The sequence below is a fragment of the Algoriphagus alkaliphilus genome (genome assembly GCF_900103735.1).
Lineage (GTDB): Bacteria > Bacteroidota > Bacteroidia > Cytophagales > Cyclobacteriaceae > Algoriphagus > Algoriphagus alkaliphilus.
The window spans coordinates 22,816-38,541 of record NZ_FMXE01000017.1; the positions used below are offsets into that span (position 1 = coordinate 22,816).

The following is a 15,726-nucleotide window of genomic DNA, read 5'->3' on the forward strand; positions in this document are numbered from 1 at the left end:
CCTTCCGATCGATGTTTTGTTTACGCAGGTTAAATCAAACGTGGTTTTACATTTATTGACTTACTTGGTGTGCAAAACCCTGTCATTTCCATTTTGTATGTTCGCAGAATATTTAAGACTCAGGGTGACCCTACTACCTTTCCTCTCCGCCTACTGAGACTGCCTACTGCCCCCTACCTTCCACACATCTCCTTGTAAGGACAATACTTACACTTCTCCACGTCATCCGTTTGAGAAAATGGAACTTCCGGATCGTACATCTCTTCCAATAGCCCCTTCAATCCTTCCTCATACGCTTCCTGATAATCACGGTAATCATTTAGCTCAATTCCGGTTTTATAGGCTTGCTTCAACTGCAAATACGGATTGAAATCATCCGAAAATAGCTCCCGTAAATTGAAAATAGCCGGTTTGAGTACCGCCGTATTCTCAGGATAAGTCGCTTGATAAAGCAGTCCGTAAAACATGGTCTGCATCGCTGCTTTGTTTCGCTTTTTGTTTTCTCGGTCGAAAAGCGATGGAATATCCGGAAACTCCTTTTTATCGCCTCCCGATTTGTAATCTATCAGTCGAATCGCTCCATTCAATTCATCAACTCGGTCAATAATTCCCCGTAAGGCAATCTCACCGCTGCCCTTCGAAGTCTGAATCAGTAGTTTAGCCTGATATTTTTTAGCCTTTTCCAAAGAAACCAAACGGAAAGGAGCAGAAGCGGCATCAATTTCCAAAATCCGGTTGATGTATTTTTGGAGTACATCACGCGCGATAGCCATTTGCCCGTTTAGCTTGGTTTCAGCCGCATCTTCTAGGTGATAATGCGTACGAACTGCCTGTTCAATGGCAGGAAACACCCAAAGATGCCGCAAATCCTTAAAATCTCCCGGTTCCAGCACATCCCTTTTCTTTCGCTCCATAAAGCCTTGATAGAGATTTTCCATGCTATAATGCGCCAAATTCCCAAAAACCCCTGCATCGATGTCTTCGCTGACCTCATCTTTTTCTTTTAGTTCTGCAAGGTATTGGAGGTAAAACTTGAGACGACAATCGAGGTAAACACTCAGTGCTGAGGGCGAAAAGGCAGTTTCGGATGTGCCGTCGGGTCGGATTAGATACCTATCCAAAAGTCCCAAAACCTCTGGCACTTTTGGAATGATGATTTCTTCCGGAGACTTTTGGTCGATTGGAACAAAAATCACCTCCTCCCTGATCTCCAAGCCCATTTCCACCATCATCTGTTGGATGTAGCGGCTCCTTTCTCCGGCTTTCCCCTGATCGGCTGCCGTAGTGTAAATCATATGCACCTCCTCTGCAGAGTGAAGCAGTCGGTAAAAAGTGTAGGCATAGATCGCGTCGTTTTGCTCCTGTACAGGCAATCCAAACGCCCGGCGAATATTGAACGGAATCATAGAATTCAATCCGGCTGAAGGCGGAAAACTGCTCTCATTCATATTGCAGATGATTACCCGCCGGAAATCTAGGTTTCTAGTCTCCAACACCCCCATCACCTGCAGCCCCTGTAGCGGTTCCCCTTCAAATGGCAACTTCACCTCTCTGAAAACCTGACGGAAAAGCCGGATGAAAAACTCCCGATTGACACGCAATGAATCCTGCTTCGCAAAAACCTCCCGCAATCGGGTCAGTTGCTTAAAGCATTGATACAGGTAACTCCGCTGCAAAGGTTCTTCTTTCAGTCGTTCGGCCAAATCCTCCATCAACTTGGACAGATAGGCAAACAACTGATCGCTTTCGAGCTTTTGAAATATCAGCGCGAAAAATTCACCACCCTTTTGGAGATTTTCCTGCGAAATATGAATCTGATTTTTCGCCTGAATGTCCAACAGCAAATCTTCACAAAACTTCGGATTGGCAGTTTTCAAGTAAATGGATGAAAGCAGATTTCTGACTGCCTGATGATAGAAAAGCACCTTTCCGTCTTCTATTTTAATAAATCGCTGCATCTCCAGGACGGCCTCCAAGAAGGCATACACAGGTGCATTTTTGACAGGATAGCCCATCGTGACGTTGACTTTATCAATCTGATCAGGAAGGGAATGAAGTATCGGAAATAGCATCTGCTCATCCGGCAGAATCACCACGGTCTCTTCCCAGTTTTCTTCGCCTTTCACCTGCTCCAAAATCGTCCCGACCAGATTTGCTTGATTTGTTTTGAGCGGCGTGGCATACGTATGGATTTTAGCGTTTCGGCTTTGAATCTGCGTCGGAATTATTTCGGGAAATGTAGGCCCCAAAACCTTGTCTCTTTGGTATTCACGGAAGAAAAGTCCGGCTTCCTGATTTTTGTCATTAAGGTAATAGCCATCCAAATCCCAGAAAATTTCAGCCCCAAACCTGGAGATAAAATGCTTGATCAGTTTCTCTTCAGTGCCGGTAAATGCATTGAAACCGATGAAAATCGTATGTTTTTCCGGCTTTTCGAGTTGATCGAGCGCCTCGACTACTTTGCGGTAAAGCTTTCCCGAATAGGCCAAACCCGATACATCCAAGGAAGCCTGAAATGACTGATAAAGTGGATTGAGCAATTCCCAGAACTTCAAAAACTTCTCCTGATGCATGCGATCCTGCCGAATGAAGGAATTCCAAAACTGCTGAATCAACTCCACCTGACCTTCAGTCAAAAAACTCTGATCGGACTCAAATTCCTTGAATTCAGCCAACTGATGATACAATCGTTTGGCATCTGCCATAAATTGATCCACGTCGTTGAAATCTTTGAGGATCATTTCTCCCCAAAAGAAAAAACGGTCAAAATCTTCCGGATTCGGATGTAAATCCCGATAAACCCGATACACCTCAAAGATCAGGGTCAAGTCATCGGCAGGACGCTGACCCGCATACTGATAAAATATATCCTCAATCGTCTTCACCTCCGGCATCCAAGTCGGTTCGGAGATCAAAGTTCCCAAATGCTGTGTAAAGAATAAACCGGCTCTTCGGTTGGGAAGGACGATACTGAGGTTTTGAAGATTTTCGTGTTTTTCAAGAATCTCCTTTGCAGTATTTTTTAGAAAACTATGCATGGACTTCTTCGATTTTTCCAGTTTCCAAATAGCATAAAAAGCCTTTGGCAGGCTTTTGGGTTAGTTTTTTCACCAATTCCATATATTCCCGCACTTGGTTTCTATAGTGCTCCATTTCCTCACCCGTTTTGAAATCGACAATGACAGATTCACTTTCCCTCAGGATAATTCGATCGGGACGTTTTTGCTTTCCTCTGGGAAGTAATATTCCCTGTTCTGCGAGCAGAATGCCTTCACCGACAAACCAAGATGAAAAAAGTGAATTTTTGAAAAGTCCAATCAACTGTGTTTCAACCTCTGATTTTTCAGATTCGCTGAGTCTTCCTTCGAAGTAAAAGGACTGCAAAATGGACTTTGCAGCTTCCAAATCGATGGATTTTTCCAAAATTTCGTGGACAAGCAAGCCGAAGTTGCGTTTTTTGCGCTGTTCCATTCCTTCCTGGGAAAAGTCCACTGCATACTTCTTCACTTTCAAAAGCTCAGTCCAGTTTTGATAGGCCCAGCGCAACTCCGGTACAGTAAGCACTGGGGGTTTCTCCGGCTTCACTTTTGGCCAATCACCCAATTCAAAGATTTTGGTTTCGGAATCAAAATACTCCGAAAGGCTCAATCCTTCCCCGGTTTCTATTCCATTTTGAAGAATCTGCTGCAAATGAACCTCCAATATATTGAGTGAGCCGATCTTTTCCTTGTAGGGAACAAATCCCCAAAAAACATCCTCAGCCCGCGTCAGCGCCACATAAATCATATTCAAGCTGTCCAAATATGCCAAAATCGCTTCTTCGGAATAGGTCTCATGGAAGTCAGATTTGGATAGGTTGCTATTGAGCGTGAGCGGAATGATGGCTGCGAGATTATGGTCTTTGTCCTCAAAAGGCGACCAAACCACATTTCCCTTGGTCACATCAAAGATTGTCCATTTCAAAAACGGCATCAGCACCACTTTAAACTGCAATCCCTTAGACTTGTGAATGGTCAAAATCCGCATGGCATCATGACCTTCCGGAATCTTAACGGTGCGTTTGGATTGATTATCCTCCCACCAATCCAGAAACCCCGCGAGATCAGAGCGATTGGATGCTGTGAAGTCATAGACGGCCTCCTTGAAACCTGAGATATAGGCTTTTTCCAGTCCATTTTCCATCAAATCCAAGGCGGATATCAACTCCTCCAAGGCTTCCATCAATGGAAGCTGGAGCAAAAGCGTCTCGCGCTGCCGAAAAGACTCCATCTTTTCCCTCAAGTAATCCGGAATTTGATCCAAGGCCAAAAGCTCGTGGTTGACAGGTTCTCCCTGCAACACTGCCCTATAGTACCACATGGTCTTAAACTGTACCACATCGTCGGGATATTGGAGGTATTTCAATCCCGCCACCAGGGCTTTGACAGCCGCAGATTTGCTCAGGTACATCGATTCATCAGAAAGCACATCGAAGCGATAGGCAGAATCAATATTCCTCGCCCCTTCCCGCATCAGAATATCTGCGATGGCTTCCCCTTCCGCTTTGGTGCGTACCAAAAATGCAATATCGCGTAAGCTGTAGCCGTGGTCCTGAAGTTCGCACACCATGGCCGGAAGCTTATCCAGCACCCGCTCGGAAAAATTTCCCTCCTCCTCTTCTTCCTTACCCGAGGCCAAAAACTCAATTTTCACCTTACCCCGAAATTCAGAACTTGCCTTTTTTGGCGAAATCTTCTGATTTACGTCCGAATATGCGCGCGAAAGAATCGATGGATCAGCCACTCCGTACTGATCCTGAAGTGTCGCTTCAAAGGAGGCCGGAAGCCGTTTAAAAAGCGCATTATTAAAGTCAATGATAGTTGGCAGACTTCGAAAATTGGTTTCCAGATTTTCATGTTGAATCCCAAAAACACCCATCTCTTGCTCCACTTGCTCCAAAAGTAACTTCATCTCTCCGCCTCTCCAGCGATAGATCGACTGCTTCACATCCCCTACCAAAAGATTGGTGTTACCCTGCGAAAGGGAGTTTTCTAGCAGCGGCTTGAAGCTTGCCCATTGGAATCCGGAAGTGTCCTGAAATTCGTCAATCAGATAGTTTCGGTACTGATTTCCGACTTTTTCATAGATGAAAGGAGCGTCATTTTCTTTGGTGATTTCCTTGAGAAACTCATTGGCATCGGAAATCAGTAAAATGCTTTCTTCATCCTTGATGAGGGTCAGTTCCTCCAGGAGATTTCTGAAAATACCATACACGTAGATGTTTTTGGAGATCGTCAACAAGGTGTTCCACTGGTAAGTCAGCTGCTCTACTTTTCCCAAAAGTTCTCCCAATCCGGCGTAGTATGATTGCTCAATCAAGTCCCTTTTAGGACTTGTCTTTGTAGCCCAAGCTTCCGGACTTGCTGCTTTGGCCAGAAGGGCATCTGAAAAATCAGAAATCGGAGTTTCTTTTTTACCCAGTTTATCAAATCTGCTAAGAAATCCACGGTTGTAGTCGCTCCATTCCAAACCTAAACCAGCTCGGATTTCATTGGCTTTCAGATTGATCGCCTCGGCGATTTTGATCAGTTCGGCCCTCCGTTCCCGTGCAAAAACCTGAAGTCGCGAAATGTTTTCTTTTTCCTTTAAAAAACTTCGAATATCAGCGGAATACCGCTTGAAGTCCTCCTGAAAAATCTGCCCTCCCAACTCGCGAATATTCCGTCGAATATCCCAGGATTTGCCGTTTTGGATCTGATCAGAGGCGTAGTCTACCAGCCACTTGTGGAGAAATTCATCCTCCATCACCAGCATCACCACGCGATCCACTACGCGATCGAGCACCGCTTGCTGATCCAACTCAACCTCAAACTTGGCGTTGAGATCCATTTCCCTGGCAAATGCCCGCACCACTTTCTGAAAGAAACTGTCAATCGTGCTGACCGAAAAATGCCCATAATCATGCAGAATCGCTGTCAAGGTCTGTGAAGCGCTCGCCATCAATCCAACTTCATCTACTCGAAGCACTTTCATCAGTTCGTCATCCATCTTATCACCCGGAATGACTGTCGTTCGGAGACGATTCAGCTCTTTGAGAATCCGCTCCTTCATTTCCGCGGTAGCTTTATTGGTAAAAGTCACCGCGAGAATCTGCCGAAATGCTCCGGGATTTGCCAATGCAAGTTTGAGGTATTCCAAGGTCAGCGTGTAGGTCTTACCCGAGCCGGCCGAGGATTTGTAGATGATGAAGGGTTTATGATCCATGGGAAAAAGTTAGGCTTCGAAGATAGGAAAGCCAAGGGGATTTCGACACAAGTTTGGGCTGAAGTGACGGCAGTTGTCAGAAATCCATTGCGGAGCTCAAATTGGAATTTCTTGCATTTTTGGTCATTTTCAAATTCTCAAATATTTAAGCCCATGAAAACCTTGCTGAGTAGTTTCATTTGTTGTCTGCTATTCTTTGACACCAGTGCCAAAGATGGCTATGGACTTTGGCTGGATTACAGTCCGGTGGAAAATCCACAACTAAAGACTCAGATCGATCCGCTTTTCTCCGGATTTTTTTTCTTTGGCGAAAGCCCAACTTACGATGTCATCCGAAAGGAACTGGATATAGCAGGTCAAAAGATGCTGGGAAAAACGCCGATTTATTCAAAGGAAAGATTGGCTCAATCCAAGGTTTGGTTGGGAACACGGGAACAGCTTTCGCAAGTACTCGGATTGCAGCAACAGGTTGACATCCGGGATTTGGGCGAAGATGGATTTTGGATGGGGCCAATCGATTTTCAGGGAAAAACCTATTTCACCATCGTGGGAAACCGACCTATCGGTGTCCTCTATGGTGTCTTTGATTGGTTGAAAACCATTCAAACCGGAGCTTTTGATCCCCGCCTCCAAAAATCAGACAGTCCAAAAGTTAGGCTTCGTATGCTCAACCATTGGGACAATCTGGATCGGACAGTGGAGAGAGGGTATGCAGGTTTCTCGATTTGGGATTGGCACAAGCTTCCAGGCTATATCGATCCCCGCTACATCGACTATGCACGGGCAAATGCAAGCATCGGAATCAACGCCGTGTCGCTCACCAATGTCAATGCAAATGCCAGGATTCTCACCACTGATTTCATGAAAAAGGCGAAAGTTTTGGCAGACATTTTCAGACCTTATGGCATTAAGGTTTTCCTTACCGCGCGCTTTTCTGCTCCGATCGAAATCGGAGGATTAAAAACCGCCGATCCACTCGATCCGGAGGTAATCGCTTTTTGGAAAAATAAAACAGACGAGATGTACTCCTTTATCCCCGACTTTGGGGGTTACCTCGTCAAAGCTAATTCTGAGGGTCAACCCGGCCCACATGAATACCAACGAAATCATGCCGAAGGTGCAAATGTCCTGGCCGACGCTTTGGCTCCACATGATGGCATCTTGATTTGGAGAGCTTTCGTCTATTCACATGAGTTGGATGAGGACCGGCACAAACATGCCAATCTCGAATTCGAACCTTTGGATGGTAAATTCCGGGAGAACGTGATCATACAAGTGAAAAATGGAGCGATAGATTTCATGCCACGTGAACCTTTTCATCCGCTCTTTGGAGCTGTCAAGAGTACCAATCTCGGGATTGAGTTTCAAATCACTCAGGAATACCTCGGACAAGCTACCCAATTGGTCTTCCTTGCTCCGATGTGGGAAGAAGTTTTGCGCAGCAGAACCTACCGCCCTACCTCTGCCTCCACTGTGGCTGGTATCATCGATGGAAGCGACTCCGGACAAAAGCTGACACTGATGGCGGGCGTATCCAATATCGGAACCGACCGCAATTGGACCGGGCATCTTTTCGGACAGGCCAACTGGTATGCATTTGGACGACAGGCATGGGATCACTCCTTGACCTCAGCCCAAATTGCAGATGAATGGATAAAAATGACCTTTGGTCAAAAACCGGAAGTTTTATCAAAAATCAATGAAATTCTACTCGGATCGCATGAAGCAGCCGTCAATTACATGATGCCCTTAGGGCTTCACCATATCATGGGCTGGGATCATCATTACGGTCCGGGACCTTGGGTGACGGGCGGAAGACCGGACTGGACAGCGCTCTATTATCATCAGGCGGATAGTATGGGAATCGGTTTTGACCGCACAGCAAGTGGCAGTGATGCCTTGGGCCAATATGCTCCCGAACTGGTGAACGCGTATGCTGATCCGAATCAAATACCGGAGAAATATTTGCTTTGGTTTCATCATCTTCCTTGGGATTTTGAGATGAAATCAGGAAAAACACTTTGGGAGGAAATCGGCCTTCATTACGATCAGGGTGTAAAAACCGCGAGAAAAATGAAGGAATCTTGGTCTTCTTTGGAATCTGAGATCGATCCTGAGCGATTTGATCATGTGAGGCAATTGTTGGCCGTTCAGGTCTCAGAGGCCGAATGGTGGAGAAATTCCTGCTTACTTTATTTCCAGACTTTTGCGAAGCGCCCTTTTCCGGAGGAAATCGAACAGCCCGAAGGTGATCTGGAATATTACAAAAGCTTAAGATTCCCAACCGCACCGGGGATTAGGCCGAGATGGTGATTTGGATTTACGGTTTTCGAAATACGATTTACGAGGCTTTTGGAAGAGTTTGGTTGTTCAGCCACCGTGAGTGTCCCCACTCACGGTTTACTTAAAAATAATTTGAATTCAAGTGAGTGGGGACACTCACTTGGGCGAGAAAATGAAGTAATAATGAATATCGAATGATGAATGTTGAATGATGAAGAAATAAGAACATGGAAATATACACTATCCCCGCCGCTACCCGAATCGGGCATGTACACCTAAAAGTCACAGACATCCAGCGATCGCTGGATTTCTATTGTGGATTGCTGGGATTTGAGCTCGTATTGATGTATGGCAAAGATGCCGCCTTCATCTCTGCGGGAGGCTATCATCACCACATCGGATTGAATACCTGGCAAAGCAAAGGGGGGAAACCGGCACCGAAAAATGCCCCTGGACTCTTTCATACTGCCATTCTTTTCCCAACACGAAAAGATCTAGCTGTGATCTTTAAACGGATCACTGAAGCCAATTATCCACTCACCGGTGCTGCTGACCATGGCGTTTCGGAAGCGCTATATTTGGATGATCCCGATGAAAACGGGGTGGAACTGTATTGGGATCGACCAAAAGTAGACTGGCCTTTGGATGAAAATGGAGACCTCACTATGTACACGAGGCAGTTGGATGTGAAGGGACTTTTGGGAGAGCTTTAATTACTATTCGATTTGCTTACTAAATAAAATTCAAGTGAGTGCGGAGACTCACTTGGGCGAGAAAACCTAAATGAAGACAATAGAAATGACCTGAACTATGACCAAGAAAACCCAAAACTTGCATAACGTTGATCTATTCCAGGATTTGTCGGAAATGATCGAACAGAGTCAGAAACAAATAGCAAAAGTAGCTAATAGTGCGTTGACGCTTTTGTTTTGGAATGTTGGCAATCGGATCAGTAATGAAATCCTAAACAATGAACGAGCCGCATATGGAAAGCAAATCGTAGCCACTATATCTGCCCAACTAGAAGCAAACTATGGCCGTAATTTCACGGAAAAAAATGTCCGCAGAATGATTCAATTTGCCGAAGAGTTTCCGGATTTTCAAATTGTCGTTACACTGTCACGACAATTGAGTTGGAGCCACTTTTTTAATATTAATCACTTTGTATCCAAGCTAAAATTCTAAATCCTTTTTCTCTGACAACCTTTGGGCAGGTAGGCATTTGGCTAAGAATTTTCGCGCTACATAGCATCCTCAGGGTGAAAAATCTTAGTGTTCTCTTATTTTCCTTTGCGGCCTTTGTGGTAAAAACTTCTCGATTCAAATCCTTTCCCCCACCCAATCCACAATCACCTGCATCACTTCCTCCCGATCAGAATCATTGACCAATTCATGATAGCCTCCGGGAAAAATCTTGAGGGTTTTATCGGCTGACTTAGCCTTTTCAAATAATAATTCCGATCCTTTTGGATTGGTGAGTCGATCTGCTTCTCCGTGAATCAATAGAAAAGGAAGACCTAATTCACCTGCTTTCTGCTGAATAAACTGCATCATTTGGTAGAGCTCATAGCCTGTCCTAGCCGGGATATTTTCCTGATAGATCAAGGGATCTTTTTTATATTTTTCCACTTCCTCGGGAATCCGGGAAATTCCCAAAATGTCCAATTTGAGGACTTTAAGCTTGGGTAAAAGGCGATTGATTAGACCGGAAATTGTGATCAAGAAGTAGGATGTCCCTTCCGCCTCTTTTATTGCCGGCGAACTTAGAATCACACCTTTGGCTTCAGGCTTAAATTTCAGTATATAAGCCGCCACCAATCCTCCACCCATACTGTGCCCATAAAGAAAAGCAGGAAGGCCGGGCAAATAGGCTTTGACTTTACCAAAAAGTGCATCGATGTCCTTCAGGTAATCTTCATAAGAATCAAAGTAGGCTGTTGGCTTTCCTTCTACTGATTTTCCATGTCCTCTTCCATCAAAAGTAAAAACTGCCACACCCAATTCATTCAGCTTTTCAACGATATGCCCATACCGGCCGCTATGCTCTCCCAAACCATGAACGAGCAGCATTCCAGCCTTTGGTTTTTCAGGCATCCAAGCTTGGAGGTAAAGTTTCAGTCCGTCGTAAGTGGTAAAGGAGGTTTCGAGGTGTGACATGGATCAGCTAGTTTTTGATTAAATTTAGAAGTATGCCGACCATATTCAATCAAAATGATCCAAAAAACCTTTTCCACCATCCTTCTGTCACTAGTCTTGGTTTGTTCAGGACTGGCACAAACCGGCCTTTCCAAAGACCGTCTCGATCGATACGATGCCTATTTTCAAAAAGAAATCGAAGAGGGCAGATTACCGGGAGTCGTCACGCTAGTATATAAAAATGGCGAAAAAGTCCACGAATCGGCTTTGGGCTACAATGATTTTTCCGGAAAAACTCCAGCGAAGACAGATCAAATCTACTACATCCAGTCGATGACCAAGCCCATCATTACCGCGGCTTTCATGATGCTGTATGAGGAAGGGCACTTCTTCCTCAACGATCCGCTTCACAAGTATCTTCCGGAATTCAAGGATGCCATGGTTGCAAAAGACGTAAAATTGGGTTCTGAAGGAGGTTTGGAGCCTGTCAAGTCGCCCATTACCATCGCCCAACTGATGAGTCACACGGCTGGATTTTCACATGGATTGGGAAGCTCCAAAGTGGACGAAGAAGTGATTCGTGGTCTTTATCAAACCCAATACAAAGATATCGCATCTCGTGTAGCTGCTTACGCTAAACTCCCACTCTACGGTCAGCCGGGTGAGCAATGGTACTATTCGGCTTCACCGGACATCCTTGCGCGACTGATTGAAGTCTTTTCCGGTCAGACAACTGCTGAATTCCTACAGCAACGACTTTTTAATCCCTTGGGAATGAAGGATACAGGCTACAATCTCACAGAAGCGCAAACTAAGCGAATGACTGTACTGCATGCCTTTGATGAAGACGGTAAGCTGATCAAAGCTCCAAGGCAAACTCCCACCTCGGGAAATACAGTCTTTGCCGGTGCTAATGCACTATTTTCCACTGCACACGATTATTCACTTTTTGCCCGTATGATGCTCAATGGCGGAGAATTGGATGGAAAAAGATATCTAAGTTCGAAAACTGTGGAATTGATGTCAATAAACCAGAGTAAGGATCTTTTTCAGGATCCGGGAAAGGGTTTTGGATTTGGCTTTGCTGTGGTGGATAATTTGGCAGATACCAAGGCTTTGGGATCGGAGGGCACATTCTATTGGAGTGGTGCCTATTGCACCTACTTCTTTATAGATCCAAAGGAAGACATGGTCGCGATATTTATGACACAGGTCGCACCTTTCAGTTCGTATTACGAAAACAAGTTCCGGCAAATGGTTTATCAGGCGATCGAGTAATGAGAGAAAAGATGAAGGTTTCGGTAAGTAGTCCCGACAGTCAGTTTTCTGACACAGGCAATAGATCCTTTCATTTCCCACCACGAGACACCTATTCTGTAACATCAGCGCTCGCATGAGTCTAACTTCACCGCAGCTAAATCAGGTAGCCGATAAAAAACCACCGTGGACTGATTTTTCTCAGTTCTTTCGGGAGAAGAAATTGTTTACTTTGAATTTCCTCATGCTTCAATTCGTATGCGAAAAATTTGTTTTTCATTTTCGGGATTTGGTGATTTTCAAATACTGATTTTACTATCAATGAGTATCATTTCTTGCGGAAAGTCGGATGAAAAAACTATCCTGCCGGAAAAAAAATCACTGACTGAATCGGTCTATGCTTCAGGCCTGGTCAAAGCAAAAGGTCAATACGAAGCTTTTACCTTAGCTACCGGGCCGATTGAAGAAATCTTTGTTCGGGAAGGCGACACCGTAAAAGCCGGCACCCCCATATTGAAAGTTTTCAGCGAACGAGAAAAACTTGGCAGGGATAATGCGCAACTTTCCCGAAATTTTGCAGACCTGCAATCCAACCAAAGTCGCATTCAAGATCTGGAGTTGACCATCAATCTGGCAAAAAGCAAAAAACAAAACGACTCCCTTCTGCTCGTTCGGCAAACGAGCCTTTGGGCAAAGGGAATTGGTACAGCAGTAGAATTAGAGCAACGTGCCCTTAATTTTCAAAACTCAAAAACCTCCTACGAATCGGCTTTGCTACGTTACCTGGATTTGAAGCGGGAAATCGAATTCAACTCAAGGAGTGCCTCAAAAAATCTCGCCATCAGCGACGTCCTGCTTGGCGAATACTTACTTACCAGCAAAATCGATGGTGTAGTGTATTCTGTTTTGAAGGAAAAAGGAGAAATGGTCAGTCCACAAACTCCATTAGCGGTGATTGGAAGTGCGGGAGAATTTCTTTTGGAATTGCAGGTCGATGAATATGATATTTCCAAAGTTGAACTAGGCCAAATTGTGATGGTCACCATGGACAGTTTTAAGGATCAGGTTTTCGAAGCCAAAGTCACCCGAATCTATCCGATCATGAATTCGCTAAGTAAGAGTTTCACGATTGAGGCCGTTTTCACCAAAGCACCTCCCCGGCTCTACCCTAATCTGACGCTGGAAGCAAATATTGTGACTCAGATAAAAGCCGAAACGCTGGTTATCCCTAGAAGCTACCTTTGGCTGGATAATCAGGTGATCACTGAAAACGGCGATACGATTCCGGTAAAAGTTGGAATCAAGACGTATCAATTTGCCGAAATCTTGGAAGGCGTTGATGAAAAAACTCCACTAATACTTCCTAGAAAATAATGAAATGGTCCTTGATCTTTGAGATCGCCCGAGCCTTGATGTTTGCGCGAATGAAGCAAACACTGATTGCCGCCACGGGGGTGATGTTCAGCATCACCATGTTTGTGGCTTTGCTTGGATTTATGAATGGACTGAATGCGATGCTCGATGGATTGGTGCTGAATCGCACCCCCCATATTCGATTTTACAACGAAATCCGGCCCAATCCCAATCAACCCATCGACCAAGGTTCCACTTTTGAAAATTCGCTAAACATCATCCGATCAATCAAGCCCAGCACCAGCCGCTTGGCTATTCACAATAGCGAGGCAATTATCAGGACCTTGGAAGAGGACTCCAGGGTGTTGGGTGTGAGCCCCAAAATCTCGGCACAGGTTTTTTTCAATGTCGGTACTATCGATCTCACCGGGATTGTCAGCGGGATAGATGTGGATAAAGAGGCCGAACTTTTCGCTTTCACCGACTATGTGACCAGCGGAAATTTTGCCGATCTCAATCAAACAAATTCCATTATCCTAGGCAAAGGCGCTGCTGATCGCATGCTTGCGGACATCGGCGATGTAATTCAAATCACCACTGCGCAGGGTAACAGGGTTCAACTGAAAGTAGCCGGATATTATCAGTCCGGACTTGGGGATTTTGACAATGTCAACAGCTTTGCATCAATCGCGACAGTGCAAAAAATGCTCGGCGAACCCCCTGCCTACATCACTGATATTCAGGTGAAGCTGAAGGACCTAAGTCTTGCCCCTCCTTTGGCTAAGGAGTTTGGGAATGTGTTCGGGATAGATGCAGACGATATCCAGACAGTCAATGCCCAATTTGAAACAGGGACAAACATCCGAACATTAATCAGCTATGCCGTGGGCATTACTTTGCTAGTCGTTTCTGGTTTTGGGATTTACAATATCCTGAATATGATGATCTTCGAAAAACTCGACACCATTGCCATCCTCAAGGCTATAGGGTTTAGCAGTCAAGATGTCAACCGGATTTTTATCACCATCGCCCTTACCATTGGCATCATCGGAGGGGTGTTTGGCTTGATTTTTGGCTTTTTGGCCTGCCTAGTCATCGATCAGATTCCTTTTGAAACGGCGGCCCTACCCACTATCAAAACATTCCCCGTGGATTACAATTTAAAATATTACCTAATCGGCGGGATCTTTAGTTTGATCACCACCTATTTCGCAGGATTTTTTCCTGCCAGAAAAGCAAGCAGCGTAGACCCGGTAGAAATTATCAGAGGAAAATGAAAGATCAATCCAAAGTCGTTCTTGAGACGAAAAACGTTGATAAGTTTTTCTACAATCCCACTGAAACGCAGGTCTTGCGAAATGTGAGTTTCCAGATCAATCGTGGGGAATTTGTATCAGTAGTAGGAAAATCCGGTTGTGGCAAATCCACGCTCTTGTATATTTTATCCACGATGGATACCGATTACAAGGGCGAATTATTCATGGATGGTGAGCGGATATCAGGAAAATCATCCAATTACCTTTCTCAGCTTAGAAATGAAAAAATCGGTTTCGTATTTCAGTTTCATTATTTGCTGAATGAGTTTTCAGTTTTGGAAAATGTGATGATCCCGGGACTGAAACTAGGAAAATACTCCAGGGACCAACTCGAACACCAGGCGATGGAAAAGTTGCGAATCTTTGATATGCAGGATCATGCACGAAAAAAGGCCAATCAACTTTCCGGTGGTCAAAAACAACGGGTGGCCATTGCAAGAGCTTTGATCAACGATCCGCTACTGATCATGGGCGACGAACCGACCGGGAATCTGGACAAGAAGAATTCGGATATTGTGTACAATAAATTCCGGGAGTTGGCAAAGGACTTTGGACAAACTATGCTTATTGTCACACATGACGCGGAATTTGCCGCCGGCACGGACCGAACGATAGAGATGGAAGATGGTAGGGTGGTTAATTTTAAGTGATCAGTTTGAAGTCCCAGTTTGCAGGAAGGAATTCTATGGATCTACAATACCTGTTCGCATTACAACATAGAATCAACTTTAAATCGAGCATTCAAACAGCCTTTTTTAAAGGATATTCTTTAATCAACCATTCAGCAGGTATTTTAAGAAGTTGGCTGAATTTTCTAATCATGGAAAGCGAAAGAGATTGCTTGTAATTCAAAACCTTACTTACTGTCCCCTTATCTCCATATTCTTTGGCCAAAGTCGCTGCATTATAACCGAAATCCTGCATTCTGATTTTAATAATTTCAATGGGATCAACCTCAGGCAAATCCCACAACTTATTTTCATATTCTGACATCAAATGCACCAAAAGCATTTTTTCCTTATGCTCTTTTGAGCCTTTAACTGAGGTCTTTATGTCTTCATATCGGTCTTTAGCCAATTCAAAATCAGCTTCATTCTCAAGGAGATACCAGTTATTTTTGATTTCCATTTTTAAAAGG

At 44.6% G+C, this 15,726-nt stretch carries 12 protein-coding genes; 7 read left to right on the forward strand and 5 right to left on the reverse strand.

The features are described from left to right. Positions 1–173 precede the first annotated feature (173 nt). Both BLQ81_RS12540 and BLQ81_RS12545 read right to left on the reverse strand, forming a co-directional pair. On the reverse strand, positions 174–3,038 hold the full coding sequence (locus BLQ81_RS12540) for a PD-(D/E)XK nuclease family protein (protein ID WP_092730512.1): 2,865 nt from the start codon (positions 3,036–3,038) through the stop codon (positions 174–176). Further along, on the reverse strand, positions 3,031–6,243 hold the full coding sequence (locus BLQ81_RS12545) for a UvrD-helicase domain-containing protein (RefSeq protein ID WP_092730514.1): 3,213 nt from the start codon (positions 6,241–6,243) through the stop codon (positions 3,031–3,033). The genes BLQ81_RS12540 and BLQ81_RS12545 overlap by 8 nt, the downstream gene beginning before the upstream one ends. A 153-nt stretch (positions 6,244–6,396) precedes the next feature. Between BLQ81_RS12545 and BLQ81_RS12550 the strand changes: the two genes are divergently transcribed. The 3 genes from BLQ81_RS12550 to BLQ81_RS12560 all read left to right on the forward strand — a co-directional run bounded on the left by BLQ81_RS12550 (position 6,397) and on the right by BLQ81_RS12560 (position 9,711). Then, positions 6,397–8,556, forward strand: a complete 2,160-nt coding sequence (locus BLQ81_RS12550) for an alpha-glucuronidase family glycosyl hydrolase (protein ID WP_092730631.1) — start codon at positions 6,397–6,399, stop codon at positions 8,554–8,556. 197 nt (positions 8,557–8,753) lie between these two features. Next, positions 8,754–9,239 (forward strand): VOC family protein, encoded by a 486-nt coding sequence (locus BLQ81_RS12555; RefSeq protein ID WP_092730516.1) that lies wholly within the window; start codon positions 8,754–8,756, stop codon positions 9,237–9,239. A gap of 97 nt (positions 9,240–9,336) precedes the next feature. Beyond that, a complete protein-coding gene (locus tag BLQ81_RS12560) occupies positions 9,337–9,711 on the forward strand; it encodes a DUF1016 N-terminal domain-containing protein (protein ID WP_092730518.1) in 375 nt (124 codons plus the stop codon). A 135-nt stretch (positions 9,712–9,846) separates the two neighbouring features. On the opposite strand, the gene BLQ81_RS12565 is transcribed toward BLQ81_RS12560, so the two are convergent. Continuing rightward, positions 9,847–10,683: an alpha/beta hydrolase gene (locus BLQ81_RS12565; protein ID WP_092730520.1), complete on the reverse strand. Its 837-nt coding sequence runs from the start codon at positions 10,681–10,683 to the stop codon at positions 9,847–9,849. 54 nt (positions 10,684–10,737) lie between these two features. On the opposite strand from BLQ81_RS12565, the gene BLQ81_RS12570 reads away from it, so the two are divergent. Beyond that, entirely contained in the window at positions 10,738–11,940 is a 1,203-nt protein-coding gene (locus tag BLQ81_RS12570) for a serine hydrolase domain-containing protein (protein WP_092730522.1), read from the forward strand. Between the two features lie 136 nt (positions 11,941–12,076). Here BLQ81_RS12570 and BLQ81_RS22950 read toward each other — a convergent pair whose 3' ends face one another. Further along, positions 12,077–12,199: a hypothetical protein gene (locus BLQ81_RS22950; protein ID WP_262481056.1), complete on the reverse strand. Its 123-nt coding sequence runs from the start codon at positions 12,197–12,199 to the stop codon at positions 12,077–12,079. Between the two features lie 41 nt (positions 12,200–12,240). Between BLQ81_RS22950 and BLQ81_RS12575 the strand changes: the two genes are divergently transcribed. Genes BLQ81_RS12575 through BLQ81_RS12585 form a run of 3 tightly spaced genes read left to right on the forward strand, consistent with a single transcriptional unit; the run spans position 12,241 to position 15,238 of the window. Further along, complete coding sequence (locus BLQ81_RS12575) at positions 12,241–13,293, forward strand: efflux RND transporter periplasmic adaptor subunit (RefSeq protein ID WP_245693257.1); 1,053 nt, start codon at positions 12,241–12,243, stop codon at positions 13,291–13,293. Next, entirely contained in the window at positions 13,293–14,549 is a 1,257-nt protein-coding gene (locus BLQ81_RS12580; RefSeq protein ID WP_092730526.1) for an ABC transporter permease, read from the forward strand. Before BLQ81_RS12575 ends, BLQ81_RS12580 begins: the two co-directional genes overlap by 1 nt. Beyond that, positions 14,546–15,238 (forward strand): ABC transporter ATP-binding protein, encoded by a 693-nt coding sequence (locus BLQ81_RS12585; protein ID WP_092730528.1) that lies wholly within the window; start codon positions 14,546–14,548, stop codon positions 15,236–15,238. Before BLQ81_RS12580 ends, BLQ81_RS12585 begins: the two co-directional genes overlap by 4 nt. A 91-nt stretch (positions 15,239–15,329) precedes the next feature. Here the strand turns inward: BLQ81_RS12585 and BLQ81_RS12590 are convergent, their stop codons facing one another. Next, positions 15,330–15,716 (reverse strand): helix-turn-helix domain-containing protein, encoded by a 387-nt coding sequence (locus BLQ81_RS12590; RefSeq protein WP_092730530.1) that lies wholly within the window; start codon positions 15,714–15,716, stop codon positions 15,330–15,332. Positions 15,717–15,726 lie beyond the last annotated feature (10 nt).